The organism is Archangium minus (assembly GCF_044360475.1).
Lineage (GTDB): Bacteria > Myxococcota > Myxococcia > Myxococcales > Myxococcaceae > Archangium > Archangium minus.
Genome location: NZ_CP043494.1, coordinates 12,747,544 through 12,769,257, shown reverse-complemented (window position 1 = coordinate 12,769,257; position 21,714 = coordinate 12,747,544). Strand labels below are relative to the sequence as shown.

At 68.6% G+C, this 21,714-nt stretch carries 21 protein-coding genes; 10 read left to right on the top strand and 11 right to left on the bottom strand.

Going from position 1 to position 21,714, the window contains the following annotated elements:
* The 4 genes from F0U60_RS52690 to F0U60_RS52675 all read left to right on the top strand — a co-directional run bounded on the left by F0U60_RS52690 (window position 1) and on the right by F0U60_RS52675 (window position 4,227).
* Complete coding sequence (locus F0U60_RS52690; protein ID WP_395812104.1) at window positions 1–435, top strand: GNAT family N-acetyltransferase; 435 nt, start codon at window positions 1–3, stop codon at window positions 433–435.
* An 899-nt stretch (window positions 436–1,334) separates the two neighbouring features.
* Window positions 1,335–1,841: an ABA4-like family protein gene (locus F0U60_RS52685; RefSeq protein WP_395812103.1), complete on the top strand. Its 507-nt coding sequence runs from the start codon at window positions 1,335–1,337 to the stop codon at window positions 1,839–1,841.
* Window positions 1,842–1,929: 88 nt separating this feature from the next.
* Window positions 1,930–3,252 carry a cytochrome P450 gene (locus F0U60_RS52680; RefSeq protein ID WP_395812102.1) on the top strand — a complete coding sequence of 441 codons (1,323 nt, stop codon included), beginning with the start codon at window positions 1,930–1,932 and terminating at the stop codon, window positions 3,250–3,252.
* A gap of 48 nt (window positions 3,253–3,300) precedes the next feature.
* Window positions 3,301–4,227: a ribonuclease Z gene (locus F0U60_RS52675; RefSeq protein ID WP_395812101.1), complete on the top strand. Its 927-nt coding sequence runs from the start codon at window positions 3,301–3,303 to the stop codon at window positions 4,225–4,227.
* Between the two features lie 13 nt (window positions 4,228–4,240).
* On the opposite strand, the gene F0U60_RS52670 is transcribed toward F0U60_RS52675, so the two are convergent.
* Together F0U60_RS52670 and F0U60_RS52665 are read right to left on the bottom strand one after the other, a co-directional pair.
* Window positions 4,241–4,546 (bottom strand): DUF3861 domain-containing protein, encoded by a 306-nt coding sequence (locus F0U60_RS52670; RefSeq protein WP_395812100.1) that lies wholly within the window; start codon window positions 4,544–4,546, stop codon window positions 4,241–4,243.
* A gap of 51 nt (window positions 4,547–4,597) precedes the next feature.
* Window positions 4,598–5,017 (bottom strand): MarR family winged helix-turn-helix transcriptional regulator, encoded by a 420-nt coding sequence (locus tag F0U60_RS52665; RefSeq protein ID WP_395812099.1) that lies wholly within the window; start codon window positions 5,015–5,017, stop codon window positions 4,598–4,600.
* A gap of 93 nt (window positions 5,018–5,110) precedes the next feature.
* Between F0U60_RS52665 and F0U60_RS52660 the strand changes: the two genes are divergently transcribed.
* On the top strand, window positions 5,111–6,562 hold the full coding sequence (locus F0U60_RS52660) for a DHA2 family efflux MFS transporter permease subunit (RefSeq protein WP_395812098.1): 1,452 nt from the start codon (window positions 5,111–5,113) through the stop codon (window positions 6,560–6,562).
* A 258-nt stretch (window positions 6,563–6,820) separates the two neighbouring features.
* Here F0U60_RS52660 and fdhD read toward each other — a convergent pair whose 3' ends face one another.
* Genes fdhD through glp form a run of 3 tightly spaced genes read right to left on the bottom strand, consistent with a single transcriptional unit; the run spans window position 6,821 to window position 9,440 of the window.
* Complete coding sequence (fdhD, locus tag F0U60_RS52655) at window positions 6,821–7,699, bottom strand: formate dehydrogenase accessory sulfurtransferase FdhD (protein WP_395812097.1); 879 nt, start codon at window positions 7,697–7,699, stop codon at window positions 6,821–6,823.
* Entirely contained in the window at window positions 7,696–8,199 is a 504-nt protein-coding gene (mobB, locus tag F0U60_RS52650) for a molybdopterin-guanine dinucleotide biosynthesis protein B (protein WP_395812096.1), read from the bottom strand. Before mobB ends, fdhD begins: the two co-directional genes overlap by 4 nt.
* Entirely contained in the window at window positions 8,199–9,440 is a 1,242-nt protein-coding gene (glp, locus tag F0U60_RS52645) for a gephyrin-like molybdotransferase Glp (protein WP_395812095.1), read from the bottom strand. Before glp ends, mobB begins: the two co-directional genes overlap by 1 nt.
* Before the next feature lie 117 nt (window positions 9,441–9,557).
* On the opposite strand from glp, the gene F0U60_RS52640 reads away from it, so the two are divergent.
* Both F0U60_RS52640 and F0U60_RS52635 read left to right on the top strand, forming a co-directional pair.
* Window positions 9,558–10,202, top strand: coding sequence for a molybdenum cofactor guanylyltransferase (locus F0U60_RS52640; protein ID WP_395812094.1), 645 nt, complete (start codon window positions 9,558–9,560; stop codon window positions 10,200–10,202).
* A 126-nt stretch (window positions 10,203–10,328) separates the two neighbouring features.
* Window positions 10,329–11,111 (top strand): SDR family NAD(P)-dependent oxidoreductase, encoded by a 783-nt coding sequence (locus F0U60_RS52635; protein ID WP_395812093.1) that lies wholly within the window; start codon window positions 10,329–10,331, stop codon window positions 11,109–11,111.
* Here the strand turns inward: F0U60_RS52635 and F0U60_RS52630 are convergent.
* The 3 genes from F0U60_RS52630 to F0U60_RS52620 form a co-directional block, all read right to left on the bottom strand.
* Entirely contained in the window at window positions 11,108–12,166 is a 1,059-nt protein-coding gene (locus tag F0U60_RS52630; RefSeq protein ID WP_395812092.1) for a hypothetical protein, read from the bottom strand. The genes F0U60_RS52635 and F0U60_RS52630 overlap by 4 nt on opposite strands.
* Window positions 12,167–12,205: 39 nt before the next feature.
* Complete coding sequence (locus F0U60_RS52625; RefSeq protein ID WP_395812091.1) at window positions 12,206–13,312, bottom strand: esterase/lipase family protein; 1,107 nt, start codon at window positions 13,310–13,312, stop codon at window positions 12,206–12,208.
* Window positions 13,313–13,788: 476 nt separating this feature from the next.
* Window positions 13,789–14,691, bottom strand: a complete 903-nt coding sequence (locus tag F0U60_RS52620) for a peptidoglycan-binding protein (RefSeq protein WP_395812090.1) — start codon at window positions 14,689–14,691, stop codon at window positions 13,789–13,791.
* Between the two features lie 151 nt (window positions 14,692–14,842).
* Between F0U60_RS52620 and F0U60_RS52615 the strand changes: the two genes are divergently transcribed.
* Together F0U60_RS52615 and F0U60_RS52610 are read left to right on the top strand one after the other, a co-directional pair.
* On the top strand, window positions 14,843–15,361 hold the full coding sequence (locus F0U60_RS52615) for a hypothetical protein (protein WP_395812089.1): 519 nt from the start codon (window positions 14,843–14,845) through the stop codon (window positions 15,359–15,361).
* 167 nt (window positions 15,362–15,528) lie between these two features.
* Window positions 15,529–16,851: a hypothetical protein gene (locus tag F0U60_RS52610; protein ID WP_395812088.1), complete on the top strand. Its 1,323-nt coding sequence runs from the start codon at window positions 15,529–15,531 to the stop codon at window positions 16,849–16,851.
* A 6-nt stretch (window positions 16,852–16,857) separates the two neighbouring features.
* Here the strand turns inward: F0U60_RS52610 and F0U60_RS52605 are convergent, their stop codons facing one another.
* The 3 genes from F0U60_RS52605 to F0U60_RS52595 all read right to left on the bottom strand — a co-directional run bounded on the left by F0U60_RS52605 (window position 16,858) and on the right by F0U60_RS52595 (window position 20,546).
* Window positions 16,858–17,706: an ankyrin repeat domain-containing protein gene (locus F0U60_RS52605; protein ID WP_395812087.1), complete on the bottom strand. Its 849-nt coding sequence runs from the start codon at window positions 17,704–17,706 to the stop codon at window positions 16,858–16,860.
* A 217-nt stretch (window positions 17,707–17,923) separates the two neighbouring features.
* Entirely contained in the window at window positions 17,924–18,586 is a 663-nt protein-coding gene (locus F0U60_RS52600; RefSeq protein WP_395812086.1) for a hypothetical protein, read from the bottom strand.
* A 115-nt stretch (window positions 18,587–18,701) separates the two neighbouring features.
* Window positions 18,702–20,546 (bottom strand): serine/threonine-protein kinase, encoded by a 1,845-nt coding sequence (locus tag F0U60_RS52595; protein WP_395812085.1) that lies wholly within the window; start codon window positions 20,544–20,546, stop codon window positions 18,702–18,704.
* Window positions 20,547–20,767: 221 nt separating this feature from the next.
* Here F0U60_RS52595 and F0U60_RS52590 point away from each other — a divergent pair, with 221 nt between their 5' ends.
* The gene (locus F0U60_RS52590) at window positions 20,768–21,553 is read left to right on the top strand and encodes an SDR family NAD(P)-dependent oxidoreductase (protein ID WP_395812084.1); all 786 of its coding nucleotides are present in this window, start codon (window positions 20,768–20,770) and stop codon (window positions 21,551–21,553) included.
* Window positions 21,554–21,714 lie beyond the last annotated feature (161 nt).

Sequence of the window (21,714 nt, the reverse complement as noted above, 5' to 3'; positions counted from 1 at the left end):
ATGATTCGCGAGGCCGAGCCGACGGATGCGGGGGCCCTCCAGCGGTTGTATGAGCTGCTGGTCCCCCACAATCCGCGCATCCGCGTCCTGCCCGAGCGCCTCGCGCGCCTGCGGGAGGACGTGGACAACTTCTGCTTCGTGGACGAGCGGGAGGGCCAGGTGGTGGGGACGGTGCTCCTCCACCTGTGTCCGGATGTGATGTTCGAGGAGCGGCCCTACGCGCTGCTGGAGAACCTCGTCGTGGACCCAGGGGCGCGAGGCAGGGGCTCGGGCCGGGCGTTGTTGGAGCATGCCGAGCGCGTGTGCCGCGAGCACGGCTGCACGAAGGTGATGCTCCTGAGCGGCGTGCACCGGACGGAGGCCCACGCCTTCTTCGAGCGGCTCGGGTACAGCGGCTCGGTGAGCCGCGCGTTTAAGAAATACCTTCCCCGGTAGCGGATGGCTTAACATCCGTCGCCAGCAGTCCCCCAAAGACTAGGAGAGAAAATGAAGTCGGGATCGACTCTGGCGTCCTTCTTGGTGGTTGCCCTGACAGTCGTTGTGGCGTGGCCCCAGGCTTCCGCCCATGCTGCGGAGAACGAGCGCGATGACACCGCGGCTGACGTCTGCCTCTCCCGTGTTGGGGAGGAGGCTCCGGCTGTTACGCTGGAGACCCGCTCTGAGCCGATTGCGGCCCAGGGGGCGGGAGAGTCCACGGCCGCGGTCGGGTACTGCACTCAGGATTGCTCGTACTGCTCGACGGACTCTGACTGTTGGATTCGTCGAGCGGGAAACTGTGAGCCCATCCAGCTGTGCCGTCAGGGTTCTCCGGGCGTGCAGGTGAAGTAGGCGCGGCCCCCGCCCTCAGGAAAATTCCCGGGCGGCAGTACGCCCGCTGTGCTGCCCGGGAGCTATCCTGTTCGAATGAGGGTTGCGAAAAAAATCATAGACAAGCTTGGGAAGCCGCTTTAGCTTGTCCATCGACGCGCCACCCGCGTCTCTCATGATCTCTGCCCGCTAACCACCGCTCCGCCGCGCGACCCTCTGAGTGAATCGCCTACCGAACACCGGTAGGACGGTGCTCATGCGTCGCCGCGAGTGCGCAGTCCTCGACCACGAGCCGCGAATGTCCGCGCGAGCTCGTGTCGTGGGCCCGTGAAGGTGGAGTGGGGTGCCGACAAGCGAACCGAGGCCCTGGTTGCCCACCTGCGTGGGTGCTTCGTGCTCGCTCGTCACCCGACAGGCTTTCTTCAACGTGTGTCGGGGCGGGCCGCCCGGAAAAGGCATCCAGCGCCACGGTTCATCGCGTGTCGGTTCGTCGTGTACCCGAACCCCTGTGATGACCGGAGGCTTGTATGAGAGCTGAAACCCTGTTTCTTGTTTTTACGTATGGTGTTGCACCCGCGTGGGCCCTTCTGGTGTTCGCTCCGCGTTGGAAGTGGACGCAGAGGATTGTGCACGCGGTGGTGATACCGGTGATGCTGGCGCTGGCCCATCTCGGCTTCATGTTGTTCGCGGCCTCACCTCCCGAGGGCGCCAGCGCGGCGACGCTCGAGGGCGCCATGCGGCTCTTCCAGGAGCCGTGGACGGCGTTGGTCTGTTGGATTCACTACCTGGTGTTTGACCTATTCGTCGGCGCGTGGGTGGTAAGAGACGCGATCCGACGCAAGGTTCCCCTCTTGGCCGTCGCTCCGTGTGTCCTGCTGACGTATTTGTATGGCCCGCAGGGGATGCTGCTGTACTTCATCGTCCGCTTCATCTCCCGGAGGGTTCTCACCATGGACGAGGCAACTGGCTCCACGGGCGCAGCCGCTCTTGCCTCAGAGGAGACTCCGGTCTCGGGGCGCCTGGTGAAGGTATGACAGACGGCCCCACTGTGCTGTCCTGTCTGTCAGCACAGTGGGGTGGCTGGACCTGGAGGGCTCGTGCTTCGTAGCCTCTGGGACAACCATGCCGCTTCCTCCCCTCATGGGCCGAGGGCTCCCCCTCCTCGGTCACTTCCCGTATATCCACGGGCTCGGTGTCGACTCGTTCGCCTTCTTCATGGAGGGCTATCGCCAGCACGGTCGCGTCTTCGCCGTGCGGGACATGAAGGACACCTTCGCGGTGCTGCTCGGGCCCGAGGCCAACCGTTTCGTGCTCGAGCGCGAGACGCCGCACCTCTCCTGGGGCGCGGCCTATGGCGACGAGGGCTCGCGGGTGATGGGTCCCACGGCGATGCCCCTGCTCGATGGCGAGGAGCAACGGCGCCGGCGTGCGCCGATGATGTCCGCGTTCCGCCACCAGAACATCGTGGCCTTTGGCGATGCGATGGTGGAGCTGGCACGGGCCCAGACGGCGGGGTGGAAGGAGGGCCAGCCGGTCGACCTCATCGGGGCGATGAGCGAGCTGACGTTCCGCGTGGCCTGCGGCTTCCTGCTCGGCGTGGAGATTGGGGAGGACTACCCGCGCTTCCGCGAGCTCTACAAGAAGATGTTCACGCCGGTGGGGTTGGCGCTGCAGGCGGCGGGGCTGCCGTACATGCAGCGCTACCGTGACGGGCTGCGGCGGCTGTCGGCGCGGTGGATTGCCGACCGGCGAGCCCATCCGCGTGACGACATCATCAGCCGGCTGCTGGAGGCGGGGCTGGATGACGAGGATGTGATTTCCCAGGTGCTCGTGTTGATGTTCGCGGGGCACGACACCACCAAGCTGTCGCTGACGTGGACGCTGGCGCTGCTGCTGCGCCACCCCGAGTACCTGGCACGGGTGCTCGCCGAGCAGGACGAGGTGCTGGCGGAGGGCCCCATCGACGCGGAGGCCACGCGGAAGCTGCCGGTGCTGGAGCGGGCGCTCCGAGAAACCCACCGTCTCTATCCTCCGGTGTCACTGCTGCGGCGCGGGGTGTTGGAGGGCTTTGAGCTGGGCGGCTACACCATCCCGAGGGGGTGGAAGGTGATGTACCTGCCGCGCGTGTCGCACCAGCTTCCGGACGTGTTCAAGGAGCCGGAGCGGTTTGACCCGGACCGGTTCGCAGCACCTCGTGAGGAGCACAAGCAGCCGTACGCGATGGTGGAGTTCGGAGGTGGCTACCGCACGTGCATCGGCAAGGAGCTGGCGATGTTCGAGGCGAAGGTGGTGCTCTCGTACCTGCTGAGGACCTTCCACTTCGAGCTGGCGCCGGGGCAGCGTCTCGAGGTGGCGAACGCGGGGGCCATGACGAGCCCGAGGTACGGGGTGAAGGTGCTCGTGAAGCGGACGGGCCGCCGGGTGCCCCTGGCCCAGGCCGCCTGAGCCGCGAGAAGTCAGGAGTGGGCGCGGGGCGCCGTCCGGAGGCACGTCATGTCCAATCGAGAGCTCATCGTCCTTGGTTCCGCCAGCCAGGTGCCGACGCGTCATCGCAACCACAACGCCTACTTCCTCCGGTGGGAGGACGAGGGCATCCTGTTTGACCCCGGAGAGGGCACTCAGCGGCAGATGACGTACGCGGGGCTGTCTTCACGTCAGGTCACCCGCATCTGCATCACCCACTTCCATGGGGACCATGCGCTCGGGCTGCCCGGCATCATCCAGCGGCTCTCGTTGGACTCGGCGCCCCATCCCGTCGAGGTCTACTACCCGGCCTCGGGGCAGGTCTTCTACGAGCGGCTCCGGCACGCGACCCCCTTCATGGACAAGGCCACCATCGTGCCGAGGCCCATCGCGAAGGACGGCGTGCTCGCTCGGACGAAGGGCTTCACGCTCTCCGCGGCGAAGCTGGAGCACTCCATTGACACCTTCGGGTTCCGGCTCGAGGAGCATGCGCGGGTCCAGCTGGATCCGAGCCGGCTCGCGGCGCATGGGCTGTCAGGCCCGCGCGTGGGGGAGCTCCAGCGGCGGGGCGTGGTCGAGGTCGATGGCCGCACCGTGCGCCTGGAGGAGGTGGGCGAGAAGCGGGAGGGACAATCCTTCGCGTTCATCATGGACACGCGTCCGTGCGCGAACGCCGCCCGACTCGCGGAGGGGGTGGATCTGCTGGTCTGCGAGTCCACGTACCTCGACAGCGAGCGCGAGGAGGCGCATGGCCACTTCCACATGACCGCGTTGCAGGCGGCGGAGCTCGCTCGGGACGCGAAGGTCCGGAGGCTCGCCCTCACCCATTTCTCGCAGCGCTACGAGGACACGGCTCCGTTCGTGCAGGAGGCCCAGGTGTTCGTGTCGGACGTGGTGGCCGTGCGCGACCTGGACCACGTCGAGGTCCCGAAGCGTTCCCGCGTCGCTCAGTCCTGACGGGAGGGCGCCCTCACGGGGCGGCGGCCTTGCCCCGCTCCTTGAGGGCCTTCATGAAGTCGCGGAAGTGCGGCTGGAGCTCCTGGAACAGCGGGTGCTCCCGGTTGCGCAGCATCACCTCGCTGAACAGCTTGAGGCCCACGGCGAGTTCCCGTTGGTCTCCCTCGCTGAGGCCTTCCTGCCGCCGCATGCGGGAGATGATCTCGAAGATGTCGTCATGGTTCTCGAACTCGAAGGTGACGGGCTCGGTGTGGAGCGTCTCGCCTTCGCGGCGGGTGGCCAGGTGCTCCAGGGTGAGGCGGTAACGATGCGCCAGCATGGGTGCTTCTCCTGTGGGGCGTGAGAGTTGAAGGGTTCCTGCTGGGGAGGCTCATTCGCCAGCGAGCTTCTTGAGCAAGCGCATCATCACGGTGCGCTCCTCGGCGCTGAATCCGGCCGTCCGCTCGCGAACGTGGGCGGCCAGGATGGTGCGCGCCTCGGTCAGCCGCTTCCTGCCCTGGGGCGTGAGTGACAGCAGCGTGGCGCGGCGGTCCTCGGGGTCTTCCTCGCGCTTCACGAGCCCCTCTGACTCCAGTCCGTCCACGGTGCTGGTCAGCGTCCGGGGGACGATGTCCAACGCGTCGCTCACCTCCCGCATGCGGCGGCGCTCCTCCTCCAGGAGTTGGAGCACCTTGTACCGAGGCAGGGAGAGCCCACAGGCACTCAGGCGGTCATTCGCCTGCATTCGGAGGTGTCGCGCGGTGGATAGGAGCGTGTCGATCAGCTCGTCTCCTGTCCGTGGTTTCGGCATTGACGTCGTCTCCCTTCGAATTTAGTGAGTATACTCACTATGAGGCCACACCGCATTATGGAATGTGGCTTCGAGCCATAGAAGGACTCCCACATGTCCTGGATCCACCGACGCCCCGAGTACGTCGTCGCCGTCATCTTCGTCACGGCGATGTTCATGAACATCCTGGATACGACGATCGTGAACGTTGCCCTGCCGGTGATCGCCCATCAGTTCGGCGTGCAGGCGACCGACGCGGAGTGGGTGGTGCTCGGCTATCTCATGAGCCTGGCGGTGTGGATTCCCGCGTCGGGGTGGATGGGCGACCGGTTCGGGACGAAGCGCACGTTCCTCGCGGCGCTCGGCATGTTCACCGTGGCGTCGGCGCTCTGCGGTCTGGCGACGGGGCTCCACTCCCTGGTGGCGTTCCGTGTCCTTCAGGGGGTGGGCGGCGGGATGATGGCGCCCGTGGGCACGGCCATGTTGTTCCGCGCCTTCCCTCCGGATCGCCGCGCGAACGCCGCGCGGGTGCTCATCATCCCCACCGTGGTGGCACCCGCGCTCGGGCCGGTGCTGGGCGGGTTCATCGTCGACACGCTGTCCTGGCACTGGGTGTTCCTGGTGAACGTGCCGGTGGGCCTCGCCGCCTTCGCGTTCGGCGCCTATAGCCTCAAGGAGCACCGCGAGCCGAGGGCGGGCCGCTTCGACTTCCCCGGGTTCCTGCTGGCGGGCTCGGGGCTCTCGATGCTCCTGTATGCGCTGAGCTCGGGGCCCGTCGTCGGCTGGAGCACGCCGTCCGTGGCGATCGCCGGGGTGCTGGGCCTGGTGGCCGCCGTGACGTTCGTCTGGAACGAGCTGCGCGTGAAGGAGCCCATGTTGAAGCTGCGGCTCCTGAAGGACAGGCTCTTCCGTAACACCAACATTGCCTCGGCGTTCGGCAGCGCCAGCTTCGTCGGCCTGTTGTTCCTGATGCCCATCTACCTGCAGTCCGCCCGGCACGAGTCCGCCTTTGCCTCGGGCCTCACCACGTTCCCGGAGGCGTTGGGCGTGCTTGTGTCCTCGCAGCTCGTTGGGCGGCTCTACCCCCGAGTGGGTCCGAGGCGGCTCATCGCGTTCGGCCTGTTCTTCGTCAGCGTGTCCGTGACACTCGTGGCGCTCGTGGGCCTGCAGTCGAGCCTCTGGGTGTTGCGCGCGCTGATGTTCACCACCGGCGCGAGCATTGCCTTCCTCTTCATCTCCCAGCAGGCGGCCACGTTCGCCAGGATTTCCAGCGCGGATACCGGCCACGCCTCGGCTATCTTCAACGCGCAGCGGCAGCTCGCGGCGGCACTCGGGGTCGCGCTGATGGCGACCGTGTTGTCGATCTCCCTCGGACGCAGCGGCGCTCATGCCCCGGGGCTGGAGCAGCAGCTCCCCGCCTTCCGGATCGCCTTCCTCGTGGATGCGGGGGTGGCGCTCGTGGGAGTCATCGCCGCGCTCGCCATCCGGGACGAGGACGCCCTCTCGACGATGCGGCGTGGCTCCGCTTCCGCCCCCTCAGGAGAGGCCGCCCAGGTGATGCATTGAATTGAGTTGCGGATGCACCCTCTCCCTCTGGGAGAGGGCGGGGGGTGAGGGTATGTGTTACCCGCCTGTGTCACTCCTGGGACGGGTTCGCATCGGAGCCCACTCCGCCCCATGTCCCCGTTCCCAGCTGGCCACACAGGCGAGAAATACCCTCACCCTAGCCCTCTCCCAGTGGGAGAGGGGACATCCACGGGCTCTCGGATTCTGTCCAAGAATTTCGTGGACACTCCACTCGGCGCCCCCTCCGGGGATGCGGAGTCACCCTTCGCGGATGCGCTCGGGGTGCGTGTACACGTTGAAGCGCCCGTTGCGCACGAAGGTGGCGAGCGTGATGCCCGCGCGCTCAGCGAGGTCGATAGCGAGTGAGCTGCCCGCGGAGACACTGGCCACGATGGGGCAGCGGGCCATGGCGGCCTTCTGGATGATTTCAAAGCTGACGCGTCCGCTGACCACGAGCACGGTGGGGCGCAGCGCGGCCGGTTGGGAGGCTCGTGCCGAGCGCAGGCCGTGCTCGAGCAGCAGTGCCCCCACCACCTTGTCCACGGCGTTGTGGCGGCCCACGTCCTCGAAGGCCGCGAGCACTGTCCCCTTCTCGTCAAGCGCGGCGGCGGCATGGACTCCGCCGGTGCGGGCGAAGTTGGGCTGCACGGTGCGCAGGTGCTCGGTGGCGCGGGCGAGCACGGAGGCGGGGACCTCCGGGCCCGCGGGCACGGGCGAGCACGTGGCCATGAGATCGTCCACGCTGCGCCGGCCGCACACGCCACAGGCCGCGGTGGTGAGCGTGCCGCGCTTGGTGGCGCCTACGCGCTCGAAGTCGATGACGAGCCCGGGAGCGGGCGTCACCTCGACGATGTTGCCGTAGCCCTCCTCTCCGGGACGGCCGCAGTGCGCGAGTCCTCCAAGGTCCTCGGCGGAGTGGATGAGTCCCTCGGCGAAGAGGAAGCCCGTGACGAGGAACCGGTCCGCGCCCGGTGTGCGCATGGTGACGGCCACGGTGTCCCCGCTGATGCGGATGTCGAGCGGCTCCTCGAGGGCCACGGAGTCTGGCTCGGCGGGCGCGAGCTGGCCGTCCGCGGTGTAGCGCCTCACGGGGCGCCGGGTGACTCCCGGGGGGAGTGGGTGCTTGTCACCGGTCATCGCAGGACTCCGTCCCGAAGGCATTGCTGGAGGAAGGCGGCAATCCCTTGCACGTCGCCTGGAGCGAAGTGTTTCATGCCCTCGGGCACGGCTCCCTCATCACCTACCACGGCGAGCACGTCCTGGCGCGTCGTCGCGAGCAGGGGGCCGAGCCCCTCGCGCCAGACCTCGAGCTTGGGCAGTGGCCCCTGCTTCCACCCCTCGACCAGCACCAGATCCACGGTATCGGCGAAGCGCTCGAGCAGGGACAGCACGTGCTCGGGAGGCTCGGGGAAGGAGAGCTGCACGCCGGCCGGGTTGGCGAAGGCGACGAACGCGGCACCAGACGCGGCGTAGCGCGCGGTGTCACTGCCCTCGCTGTGCAGCGGGTGCGGGTCGGACGAGTGCTTCACCACGCCCACGCGCAGGCCTCGCTGGCGCAGCTCGGGCACGAGCCGCGAGAGGAGCGTCGTCTTCCCCGAGCCGGACCAGCCAACGACAGCGAGCGCGGGCGGTCGCATCACGGCTCCACGGGGAGGAAGCGGGGCCGGTCGAAGCGCTCGAAGTCCACCTCGTCGCCAGGGACGAAGTCGGCGCGGCCCGGGGGCAGGACGGCATAGCCCTCAGCATCGACGTTCTGCAGGTGCTGCCCGAAGTCCTGGGTGCGGATGCGAGCCCACACCTGGCCGTCCTCGCGCGTCTCCAGCGTGCCGCTGACGAGGTAGGTGAAGCCGGCCTGCTTGTGGCGCCCGTCATCGAGGCGAACGCGGACGCGCTGGCGCTCCTCGGCGACACCCTGGTGGCGCAAGAGGAGCGGGCGGGCGAACTGGTCAAAGGCCACCGTGGCGGCGCCGGGGGTGCCAGGGAGCACGACGACTGCGGTGGTACCGAGCCTCGCCACGGCCACGGGCTTGCCGGGCTTGAGGGCCACGCCATCCACGAGGAACGAGGCCCCCAGCTCGGAGAGCATGCGCTTCACGAAGTCCTTCTCTCCCACGGAGGCGCCGCCGGTAGTGATGAGCATGTCGGCCTCGCCCGTCAGGCGCTGCAGGGTGGAGCGCAGCGCCTCGGCATCATCCCGGGAGCGCTCCAGTGCCACGACGTGGGCTCCGGCCTCGCGAGCCAGGGCGGCGACGAGGACGAGGTTGCTCTCGTACACCTGATGGGGGAGGGCGGGAGTGCCGGGGGAGACGAGCTCGTCACCCGTGGCGAGCACGGCGACGCGTGGTGGCGGGCGCACGAGGACGTGGGTATCGCCCATGGAGGCGAGCACGCCGAGCACGGAGGCCTCGAGCCGCTGTCCGGCGCGGAGCAGGGGCGTGCCAGCGAGCAGATCCTCCCCGGTGGGGCGGATGTCCTTGCCCGGCGGGACGCTGATGCAGATGTCGACGAGCCCTGCCTCCGGAACGACGGTGGCCTCCTGGCGCACGATGGCGTTGGCGCCCTCGGGGAGCGGCGCGCCGGTGAAGATGCGCGAGGCCTCGCCGGGCTGGAGGACGCGCGAGGGCAGGTGACCGGCGTAGATGGTGTCCACGACGCGAAGGCGGGCAGGGCGGTCGCGGTTGACGTCGGAGGTGTCCTCGGCGCGGACGGCATACCCATCCATGGCGGAGACAGGGCAGCCAGGGAGGGAACGAGCGGCAGTGACATCCTGGGCGAGGAAGTGGCCGAGGGCCTCCAGGAGGGGCATGCGCACGGGAGGCGCGGGGCGGAGCGCGTCGAGGGCTGTCTTCCGAGCGGTGGCGAGCGGTGCGAGGGACATGGTGGAGGCGTCGTCCACCGGGCTTTAGCGCAAGAGCGCGCCGGGAGGTGGGCGGAGAGAAGGTAGCCTTCTCTAGCGGACGGAGCACGGGAGTGCCGAGGAGCAAGGAGGCACGGCGTGAGCGATAAGGAACGAAAGGGGCCGGAGTTCCCGGAGGTGACGCTGGCGGTCATCGCGGGAGGGAAGGGCGAGCGGCTGGGCGGGGTGACGAAGGGCCTGCTGGAGGTGGAGGGCCGGTCGGTGCTGGAGCGGGTGCTGCAACTGGCGGGACTGTTCGGAGACGTGCTGCTGGTGGTGAACGACGGGGCGCCCTACGCGCGCTTCTCCCTGCGGACGGTGGAGGACGTGGTGCGGGGCAGGGGAGCACCGGGAGGAGTCCACGCGGCGTTGGTGGGGGCGAGGACGGAGTGGGTGTTGGCGGTGGCGTGCGACATGCCATTCATCGCGGAGAGCGCGGTGCGGGTGCTGCTGAGCGCGCGAGGGCCCGAGGTGGACGCGGTGTGCTTCACGGTGGGAGGCCGAGTGGAGCCGCTGCTGGCCCTCTATCGGAGAACCTTGGCGGACCCCTGGGGCGAGGCGCTGAGAGTGGAGGAACCCTCTCTGCGTGTCTTGCTGTCACGCTGCCGGGCGAAGCTGCTCCCAGAGGAGGCACTGAGAGCGGTGGACGAGAACCTCCATTCGGTGGTCAGCGTCAACACGCCTGAGGACCTGTCACGCCACGGTGCCACCCTCCCCTCTCCCTCTGGGAGAGGGACGGGGTGAGGGTAATTCCATACATGTGATTTGTGACGCACCGCCCCATGAAACCCCGGCGCCCCCTCTTTCACGTGGTCATATATTTCCAGGCCAGGAAGGCCAGAAAGTCGGGTAACGTACGTTTCAGCCGCTATGAGTCGACTGAAGGACAAGGTGGCCCTCGTGACGGGGGCTGCATCGGGTATCGGCCGTGCCACGGCGCTGCTGTTCGGCCGTGAGGGCGCGCGCGTCGTGGTGACGGACATTGCTCCTTCGGGCGAGCAGGTGGCGCAGGAGATTCGCGCCGCGGGTGGGCAGGCCTTTTCCTGCGTGCACGACGTGACGGACGAGGTGACCTGGCAGAAGGTCATGACGCGCACGCTCGACTTGTATGGCCGGCTGGACGTGCTGGTGAACAACGCGGGCATCGCGATTTCGCGCTCGGTGGCGGAGATGTCGATGGCCGAGTGGCGCGAGCAGATGGCGGTGAACCTGGACGCCACCTTCCTGGGCACGAAGTACGCGGTGCGCACCATGCGGCTGGGCAAGCGCGGGGGCTCCATCATCAACGTGGCCTCGGTGTCGGGGCTCGTGGGCAGTCCCGGCACGGCGGCGTACTCGGCCAGCAAAGGCGGGGTGCGCATGCTGAGCAAGGCGGTGGCGGTGGAGTGCGCGCCGGACGGCATCCGCGTCAACTCGGTGTTCCCCGGTGGGGTGCGCACGCCCATCTGGCAGAACGCGGACTGGTGGGACGGCTTCGTCTCGCAGGTAGGCAACGAGGAGGAGGCCTGGAAGAAGCTGGAGGCCGCCTCGCCGCTGGGCCGCATGGGCGAGCCCGAGGACATCGCCGAGTCCATTCTCTACCTGGCCTCGGACGCCTCGCGCTACGTGACGGGCGCGGAGCTCGTCGTGGACGGGGGCTACACCGCGCGCTAGTTGCGGCCCCACTGCCGGGGGCGGGTGAAGCGGAAGAAGCCGCTCTGCTCCTCCTGGGCGATGGTCTCCGCCTCGTCGGCGAAGTAGCGCGAGCGCAGCTCCGTCAGCCGTGCCTCCAGCTCAGGCCCCGAGTGCTGCTGGGCGAGCAGCTCGCGCTCGGACATGTACTGCGAGCCCACCTCCCAGCGCACATCGCGTCGCCGGTCGAGGTCCTCCCAGCGCCGCAGGGCCTCCTCGTCCAGGCCCATCTCCTTGCGGATGGAGCGCAGGCTCGCGGCGCGCTGGTCGGGCGTCATGGCCCTGAGGTCCTGCTGCACGGAGCCCAGGTCCAGGAAGCGGTTCATCAGCTCCTGCTGGTGCGTCTGCACGTGGGCTTGGGCGCCCTCGCCGTACGTCTTGTCGAGGCTCTGCTTGTACTGCGCCAGGCGCTCTTGGACGTTCGCGTTGGGGAGCGCGTCGATGGCCTTGAGCGAGTCCGCCACGGCCTGGTTGCGCAGCTCGGCGATCCAGATCTTCTCCGCCACGTCCTTGCCGAAGAGCTGGTTGCGCTCCTGCCAGATGGCGGCCCGGCGCTCGTCGTTCGTCTTGTCGCGCAGCTCGGCGTGGTGCTCCTTCATCCACTTCTCGTAGCCCACGCGCTGGCGCAGGCGCAGGGCCAGCTCGTCATACAGCTCGGGGAAGGCCTGCTGGAGCAGGGCGAGCAGGTCCGCCTCCCAGCCGGTGGGGTTGAGCTGCTGGAAGTGACGCATGAGCTGCTCGAGCATCCGCATCTGCGTATGTGGGTCGCGGATGCGGGCCCCGTAGCGCGAGCGCAGGTAGGAGACCAGGTCTCCCGTGGGAGGTTGTTCCACGCCGTCCGCGCCGGGTTGCGAGGGGTGGAGCGCCGCGGCGGGCCCCCGGCTCCTGGCTGTCGGGGCCAGGGAGCCGGGGGCCGCCGCGCGCGGGGCCCCTTCCGGAGACGCTCCTTGGGGGAGGCGCGTCTTGAAGACGAGCAGGGCCGATCCGGCCAGGACGAGCACGAATGCCAGCAGCAGGGGCGCCTTGCTTCGTTTCATGGGTGACTTCATCTCCGGAAGGGGGCGGGAGAGCGTGCGTCAGTCGTGAGAGGCGATGTAGTGGATGATGGAGGCGTAGAACTCCGGTTCGTCGAAGGTGTCAGGGCCCAGGCCCACCACGTCCATGTGGTCCTGGTTGATGACGCTCGAGGTGGAGGTCATCTGCGCGGAGGTGCTGGGCGTGTTGATGTCGCCCATATAGGGGACGGTGGTGTCGGTGGTGACGGAGTCGAAGCCGAAGGTGGACTCGGAGTACTTCAGCCGGTAGCCCATCTGCTGCGAGTTGATGCCCACCAGGCCATCGTCATCCCCCTCGTTGGCGTAGCCGTCGCCCTTGCCCGCGGCGCCGTCGTTGTCACAGTCATCCACGCAGTAGCCGTCGCCGTCAATGTCGTAGAAGAGCTCGCTCACCAGATAGAGCGCGGGGTTCACATTTATGCCGTTCTGCGCGGTGATGAGCGACACGTAGCGGGAGGCGTAGCGCGCGTCGATGGGGTTGTTGATGTTGAAGTTCTTGGCGCCCGTCGTCACGCCATCGGTGCTGCTGTAGTCGTTGTAGACGAGCTGCTTGGCGCCGGCGTAGCCGTCATTGCCCGGCCCGTAGACGACGTCGCCGTAGAACTCGGCCAGGGCGGCGATGACGCTGGTGACGCCGGGCTTCAGGTCGAGGATGTACTTGGCCACGGGCGAGCCGCGGTGGGGCGAGGACACGCTCACGAGCACCGCCACCACGGTGTAGCCCTTGCGCGTGTAGAGCACCTTGGCCGCCTTGCGCGCGTCCAGACCGCCCTGCGAGTGGCCGATGAGATTCACCCGCGTGGCGCCCGTGCTGGCCATGTAGCCCTCGATGTCGTTGGCCAGATCCAAGCCACGCACCTCGGAGCTCTGGAAGGGCTGCACCTGGCCCACGAAGGTCTTCTGGCCGCTGTCGATGTCCTCGTTGCAGGGCGTCTCGAAGAGGCTGCAGGTGTCACCGACGAACATGCCGTAGTCGTCGCCCCAGTAGTCGTTGCCGAAGAGATTGTCGAAGCCGCCCATGCCGTGGGCGAACACCACGGGGTAGGTCGTCTTCGCGGCGCCAGCCCGAGCCTCGGTGCCGAGCCCGAGCGCGCACAGCGCCAGCAAGAGGGTGTGCAGCTTCTTCATGGGGACTCCTTGGGGTGTCCCTGCCGGAGGGCTCCGATCAGGGCGGTGGGAGAGGGGCGTGCTGTGGGGGGCTCTTCCAGAACGGCCCGTCAGGGGGGGCGCCCGAGGTCGGGGGGCTTTCCCTGACATCGGAGCACCAGAGCAATCCCCGCGCCAGACCCACTGCGTCATCCTCCCTGGGACGACGCGTTGCGTTACATGGGAAAGTGGAGCATTGATGCTCCAGTCAATCGCAGACCCTGATGACTCGGGAGGGCTCTCGGGGGCTAAGAACCCCGGAATATCAACGGCTTAGAAGACAAATGCATCAACTGTCCTAAAAGAAGACAGAAAGTGGACTCATTCAGGACAGTCGCGAGGCGGGTGGGGAGAAGGGGCCCGGAGAGGGCGAAAAAAAGCCCCCGCCGACCTCGAGAAGAGGGAGCGGGGGCGGGCTGCCGGGGGGGTGAAGGTGTGGCTACGGAAGCGCTACGGAATCAGGGCCGGAACTCCCAGTGCCAGGGCTCGGAGGGGACGGTGCGGACGAAGCCGAAGCGGCTCGCGTTGGCGGCCAGCCAGCGGTAGGTGGAGGAGCCGGTGCCGCCCACGTTGATGTCCACGGCGATGCCGCCCTGGTGGTTGGAATAACCGGGCTTGGCAGCGAGGTTGCCGGTGCCGTTGAGGTAGGCTTGGTAGAGGGCGCGCTGCTGCTCCATGGAGCGGAAGCCGCTGTTGACGGTGAGGTTGATGCCGGCGGCGCGGGCCGCGGCGTGCATGCGGTTGAAGGCGGCCGCCGCGTCGGAGCGCATCTCCTTGCCGTTGGGGATGGGAGAGAGGGTGATTTGACGGGGTACGCCGTTCACGTAGCCGGTGACGACGCGGCCGCCACCCGAGGGGGTGGAGGGCGTCTGCACCTTGATGCCGAGCTTGTCCCACGTCTTGGGGCCCACCACGCCGTCAGCGGTGAGGCCGCGGGACTTCTGGAAGGCCTTCACGGCGGCGAGCGTCTTCGGGCCGAAGTCGCCGTCGGCGGTGCCGGCGTTGAAGCCGAGCGCGTTGAGCCGATTCTGGAGGGCGCGGACGGGCTCGCCCCGGGCACCCTGGCGCAGGGTGGGGCCGGAGCCCCCGGAGGAGGCGGTGGCCGAGTTGAGGGCGCTCCACGTCTTGGGGCCCACGATGCCGTCAGAGGCGAGGCCGCGGGACTTCTGGAAGGCCTTCACGGCGGCGAGCGTCTTCGGGCCGAAGGCGCCATCGGCGGCGCCAGGGTCAAAGCCCGCGGCTTTCAGCTTCTTCTGGAGGGTGACCACGGAGGCGCCGCGCGAATCCAACCGGAGGGTGGGTGGAGCGGAACTGGCCGCAATGCGGGGGGCGAGGGCGGCGGAGCGGGAGATGGCGACCATGGGGGGTGGCTCGCTTTCCGGGGTGGGGGGTCCGCTTTCATTTTCGTAAGTGACGGGAAGAAGTTTCTTCACATCGCTTCGAAAGTGCATTGCGGCGGGGGGCTGGTACGCTGAGGGCTCGCGGTTCCGGGAGGGGAACGTGGCGATCAGGATGAGACTCGACACGATGGCGGGGGAGACGTTCCTCCGGATGGAGGGGCCGGTGCCGGAGGACGGGCCGCGGCTGGCATTGGTGACGCGTGGGGAGGAGCTCGCGCGGCTGCTGGAGGGGGCGATGGCGTGCTCCTTCTCGCACGAGGTGCCGGAGCGCCCCGAGGAGGGCGAGGTGGTGGAGCGCTTCCTGCGCGACTGCTCGGAGTACAGCGACGTGCATGGGCTGCCGGACTCGCTGCGCCAGGAAATGGAGGAGCACTTCAGCCAGCTGTTGGACGCGCTGTGGAAGCTGGACTGGCTGGTGTTCGGCAATGCGCGGGAGACGACGCTGGTACCGGGGGATGATCCGGTGCGCGGTCGGGCGGTGATGCTGTGCCTGGCGCGCTATGACAGCCCGTCGGTGGAGATGGACGCGAGGCTGCGCCGGTACCTGGAGACCTTCAAGGAGGCGGTGGTCCGCATCAAGGGAGGCCGCTCGAACCAGAGCGAGGGCGGCGCCGGCGGACTGTTGCACTGACACGCCCGCTCCCGTCGTGAAGAGGGTCGGCAGGGTGGGTCCCCTCCTCAGGAGTGAACCCTGGCCGCGGCCCCTGTCCACTGGTGATGACTCGCGCGGGTGCGGAAGCCTCCCAGGAAGGGCGTGGATGAAGAGACTCCTGCCGCTTTCACAGGAGGAGTCTTCTCATGCGTGCAATGCTCGCGGCCCGTGCGCTCCTGGTGGCGGTTGTCCTCACCTCGTGTGATGAGGATCCCAGGTCTCCCCCGGAGCCCGAGCCCACTCCCGAGCCAGCTCCCCCGTCCTGGCACGCGAACGTGGGGCCGCTCGTGCAACAGAAGTGCAGTGGCTGCCATGTCGAGGGGGGCATCGGGCACTTCGCGCTGAAGACGTATGCGCAGGCCTACGCGCAGCGGGACGCCATCAAGGCCGCCGTGCAGTCGCGTCACATGCCGCCCTGGCCTCCGTCGAACGACTGCGCGCGCTACCTGGATGATCGCTCGCTGAGCGACGAGCAGGTGGCGCTCATCTCCCGCTGGGTGGACGAGGGCGCCATCGAGGGAAACCCGGCCGATGCGCCTGCGGTTCCGCCAGCGCCGATCGGTGGCATCTCGCGCGTGGATCAGACGCTGAAGATGCCCACCCAGTACACCCCGCAGCAGCGCCCGGACGACTACCGCTGCTTCCTGCTCGACTGGCCCTACACGGACACGCAGTACGTGACGGGCTTCCGCGCGAACCCGGGCAACATGGGCATTGTCCACCACGTCATCGCGTTCCTCGCCGAGCCCCACCAGGTGGCCGAGGCCCAGGCGCTCGACGATCGAGAGCCAGGGCCGGGCTACACCTGCTTCGGAGGACCGGGCCTGAACGGTGGACAGGCCGCGTGGCTCGGCTCCTGGGCTCCAGGTGGCCCGGGCCAGGACTACCCCGCGGGCACGGGCCTGCGCGTCGCGGCGGGCTCCAAGGTCATCCTCCAGGTGCACTACAACACCCACCCGTCGCTCCACGGGCAGACGGGGCCAGATCTCACCTCGGTTTCCTTCAAGGTGGACGCCTCCGTGGACAAGGTGGCCTTCGTGCAGCCGTGGACCAACCCGGACTGGGTCAACCAGAAGCTCATGAACATCCCCGCGGGCCAGGCGGATGTCGTGCACTCCTGGGCGTATGAGCCGACGAGCATCGCCGACCAACTCACGGGAGGCCTCTTCCAGAAGGACAAGCCCCTCACCGTGCACTCCGTCGCGCTGCACATGCACACGCTGGGGACGAGCACCCGGCTGGACATCCAACGCGGCTCCGGCGAGCGCGAGTGCCTGCTCGACATTCCCCGCTGGGACTTCCACTGGCAGGCGAGCTACCTGCTCGAGCAGTCGCGCGTGGTCAACCCGGGGGACTCCATCCGGCTCGAGTGCCACTGGAACAACAGCGCTCCCGGGGCGACGGAGGTCAACTGGGGCGAGGGCACGGGGGACGAGATGTGCCTCGGCCTCTTCTACATGACGCAGTAGCGGGGCTCAGTTCTTCCGGCCGCCGCCCGGATTCCACGGCCATTGCAGCACCCGGGTGAGCGGCTGTTCCTCGGCGCGACGCGCGAGCAGTTGGGTGATGTGGGGCCTGCCGTGGGCACGCGACAGGGACAGCGCGGTGGCCTTGCGCGCGTTCTCGCGCAGCGGGTCCGCTCCGGCCAGCAGCAGGAGGCGGACGCTGTCCTCGTCGCCGTGGTGGGCTGCCAGCATCAACGGCGTCGTACCGCCCGTGGTGGGTGCATCCACCTGGGAGCCGGCGTCGAGCAGCAGCTGCACCAGCAGCGCGTGACGGCGGTCTGCCGCGTGGTGCAGTGGGCGCCAGCCGGAGTCATCGCGGCCCTCGAAGGGGAGGAAGCCGGAGCTGCGCGCCTTCACGTCCGCTCCGCGGCGCAGCAGCTCCTCGGCCAGCGCGGTGTGGCCTCCGAGGATGGCGCAGGTGAGGGGGGTCCTGCCGTCCGTTCCGCTGAACTCGAGCGCCGCGTTGGCCTCGTCCAGCAACCACTCCACGAGCTCGACACGGCCCGTGCCCGCGGCATATCGCAGGGCCTCGCCGCGCTCGTCCGGGCTCGCCCGCGGCACGAGGACGCGGGTGACATCCAGGTGTCCCCGCTCGGCGGCGAGCATCAGCGCGGTGGCTCCTCGCGAGTCTCTCGCCGACGCCTCCGCGCCGTGCGCCAGCAGCAGTTGGACGAGTTTCACGTGTCCCTGCCGGGCGGCCCACAGAAGGGGCGTCATGCCATGCACATCCTCTCGGCCGAGCGCCTTCGGCTCCGTGTTCAGCAGGGCCTCCACCCGGGAGGTGTCTCCACGTCGGACGGCATCAATGAGGTGGGGCATGAAGGACTCCGTTCATGCAAAAAAGGGCGAAGGCGTCGCCACGAGCGAACGCCGCCTCCGACGGTCGCCGGTGCGCGGCGTCAGTCCCGTGGTCCATCGCTTGGACCTGGCTGCCGCATGTTCGGGAGTTCCAGGTTCAAGTCAATGCGATGGAATTTTCCGCGTGCTTCTCGTGGCTCGCGTGACGTGCGAGCCCGGAAGCAGTCACAGACGCTGCCTACGGGGTTTCCCGAAGGTGCTTCGCGTAGAGCGCCTCGAGCGATTGGAAGTAGCCGCGCTCTTCCCACATGGAGGCGGCGAGCCGCTCGGACAGCGAGGCCACTTCCTGCTCCTCGCCTTGCTGGGGCGTGCGGGGCGCGCCGCTCCAGTTCTCCAGGGCCTTGGAGAGCTCGTCGAGGAGCAGCTTGCTGCCGGCGAAGAGGCGGCGCAGGGCCTGGTTCACCGGGCGCGCGTCCAACTCCTTGCAGGCGGCGTCAATGGCGGAGTGCACGCGGCGCGGGGCGTCCTCGGTGGCCAGCGTGCGCGCATCAAGGTCTCCCCGGTCCAGCGCGTGCTGCAGCAGGTAGCCGTGGTGCAGGGAGATGGAGGCCATGTCCACGCAGTCCTTCACCCAGAGGGCCGTGGCCAGCCGCCTGTAGCCCTTGCGCCAGGTGAGCCGGAGCGAGACGAGCGCGGCCTTGCCGACGAACTGTTGGAGGCGGCTGCCCTCGCGCGGGTGGAGCCCGGCGAGCACGGTCACCGTGCGATCCGGCGGAGAGAAGGAGCGCTCGCGCAGGATGGTGCGCACCATCCCTTCGCGCACGCGGCGCAGCGCGTACTCGTCCAGGAAGGGAACGGGGATGAGAGGGGTGAGGCCGGAAGCCACGGCGTAGAACGCCACGCGCTGCACCGAAGGAGGAGGGACGGCGGACGCGGAAGATGCTGATTCCTGGGAGGACATAGCTGGCGGCGGGGAGTTAGCACGGCCGGGCCCGCGCCGTCTCTTGCCTGGGCCCTCAGCCTGGACGTTCCGGGTTGTTCAGTGCACGGCACACGGCAAGGTATTGCTTGTGCAACTCCACGGAGAGCGGGTCCAGGATGAGGGCCCGCTCATAGGCCTCGAGCGCGTGGCCGAGCAGTCCGGCTTGTTGGTGCGCCTGGGCGGTGGCGAGGTGCACGCGCAGCGGCCCCTGGGTGTGTGGGCGCCGGGTGAGGAAGTCGCGCCGCAGCTCCTCCAGCTGGGTGATGGTGAGCCCCGCGGCTAGGCAGCGCGCCACGCCCTGGAAGTTCCCCCGCTCGGCATCATAGACGGCCCGGTGCCGTGGGTGGCCGAGCGTCTCCGAGGCCTTGCGCATGCGCGCGAGCACCGTGTCCACCTTGGCGCGCAGGTGGGCGGCGATGGGGCGCTCGCGCAGCCGCTCCAGCGCGTGGCAGGCTCGGCGCGCGCGCAGCCGCAGCTCCTCGCAGCCCGTGTCCGGCGGTAGCGCGAGGAAGGCGTAGAGGTCCTCCGTGCCGCGCTCTCGGTACGGGGCGAGCACCTGCTCCACCTCTGCTTCCGCGGCCGCATCCATGGGCGGGCGCAGGGTGTCGAGCGGCTGCCCCAACATCAGGTGCGCCACCGCGGCCTTGAAGGAGATGGACGGCTCCACGAACTGCACGCCGAAGCCTGGAGACATGCTCCAGGCGAGTGCCTCCTCGGGCTTCACGTGCCGCACCACCTCGCACTCGCACGTCAGCTCTCCGTCGGGGTGCTCCAGGGCCACCGTCACCCGGGAGAGCAGCGGCGGCAGGGGCAGGTCGGTGCTCAGGAAGAGGCCCCCGCGCGTCAGGTCCGTGCACGTGAGCTGCTCGGTGGTGGCCCCGGGGCCCGCCGTCACGAGCACGGGAATCGCGAGCGCCGAGCGGATGACGCAGGGCCTGCCGGAAGGTGGCGTCAGGGCCTGGCCGGACGGGGCGCGCACCTCGTCGAGCGCCACCTGGAGCGCGCCGCGCATCGTCGACGCGCTCTGGTAGCGGTCCTCGGGCTCCTTGGCGAGCGCTCGGAGGATGACATGGGAGACGGCGAGCGGCACGGCGGGGCAGAGCTCGCAGGGCGGAGTCGGTGGTTTCGTCTGGTGGGCGAGCAGCAGCGCGGTGAAGTTCTTCTCCACGAAGGGCAGCCGCCCCGTGACGAGCTGGTAGGCAATGACGCCCAGGGCGTAGAGGTCGGCGCGTCCGTCCACCCGCTCTCCACGCGACTGCTCCGGCGCCATGTAGTCGGCCGAGCCGAGGACGGCGCCCTCTCCGGTGTCGCTCCCGCGCTCCTCCTCGGCGTCGAGCAGCTTGGCGATGCCGAAGTCGAGCACCTTGACGAAGGCGGGGCCATCGCCGCGCTGCAAGAGGATGAGGTTCTCGGGTTTGAGGTCGCGGTGGACGATGCCTCGCGCGTGCGTGGCCTCAAGCGCGTCACACACTTGAGCGAGCAGGGCGACGGCGATCTCCGCGCGCACGGGCCCGCGGGCGAGCAGCGCGGAGAGGGGCTCGCCCTCCAAGTACTCCATGACGAGGTAGGGCCGGGGCGGCGCGGGGTTGATGTCGATGATGTTGACGATGTTCTCGTGGCCGATGAGGTTGACGGCGCGCGCCTCCATATGAAAGCGGCGCAGCACCTGCGGCGAGGACGCCAACCGGCGGTGGAGCACCTTGATGGCCACGCGGCTGCCGATGTCCACGTGCTCGCCGAGGTACACCGCGCCCATGCCGCCCTGACCCAGCCGGCGGGTGAGCCGGAAGCTGCCAATGCACGTCCCCAGCAGCGGGTCCCCTCCGGGCTCGCGGCTCTTCACGGAGGGCTCGACGGTCTCTCGCAGGGAGGCGGACATGTCTGGGCTTGCTTCGTTGGGCATGGGTCGGATGACGAACGAGGCGGAGTTGAATGATCCCACGAAATGTCCCCTCGGGAACACCTCCCAGTCGATTGGCGCGACGCAGTGAAGTCTTCCTCCGCTGGGAGTCAGGGTCTGCCGTGACCTGACACCTCCAGAGAGGGAATGGGCGGGAGCGAGGGCCTGTTCGCCGCGCCACTCACACTCAGGGGCACTCCATGGAGAAGCGATTCGCAGGAAAGGTGGCGTTGGTGACGGGGGGCAGCTCAGGCATTGGCCTGGCGGCGGCCCGGGAGCTGGGGCGAGCGGGCGCCAAGGTGGCGCTGGTGGGACGGACGCGGGAGCGCGGCGAGGCGGCGGCGCGGGCGCTGCGGGAGGAGGGGATGGAGGTGCTCTACGTGCAGGCGGACATGGCGCGCTCGGAGGACGTGCGGCGGATGGTGGAGGAGGTGGTGGGGCGGTGGGATCGGCTGGATCTGGCGGTGAACAACGCTGCACTGGGGGACATGATGCTGGTGCCCCTGACGGAGCTGCCCGAGGAGGAGTTCGACCGGGTGCTGGCGGTGGACCTCAAGGGCGTGTGGCTGTGCATGAAGTACGAGATTCCGGCCATGCTGCGAACGGGGGGTGGGGCAATCGTCAACGTGTCATCCATCAATGGGCTGACGGGGACGCCCATGGGGGCGGCATACGTGACGGCGAAGCACGGCCTGCACGGGTTGAGCAAGACCGCGGCCATGGAGTTCGCGCGGCAGGGACTCCGAGTGAACGTGGTGTGTCCCGGTGCGCACCGCACGCCGATGCTGGAAGGCATCCTCGAGAAGCTCTCACCCGGAGCGCCGGAGAAGGCGGAGACGCAGTTCTACGTGCCGCGGATTCCGATGGGGCGTGTGGGCAGGTCGGAGGAGTGCGGCAAGGCCATCGCGTGGCTGCTGTCGGAGGATGCCTCGTATGTGAACGGCTGTGTGATGACGGTGGATGGTGGGATGATGGCGGGGCTGTGATTCTTTCTTTTGTCTGTCATTGACGCCTCGCGTGACCTGGGTGGTTCGCTCCCGCCCCACCTGGGTCTCCTGAGACCGCGCTCTCCTCGGGGAGACCGGCGCGATGCACATGCAAAATTATGCGCGAACCATATCATTTGCATTTGCGTCGCTTATTCATA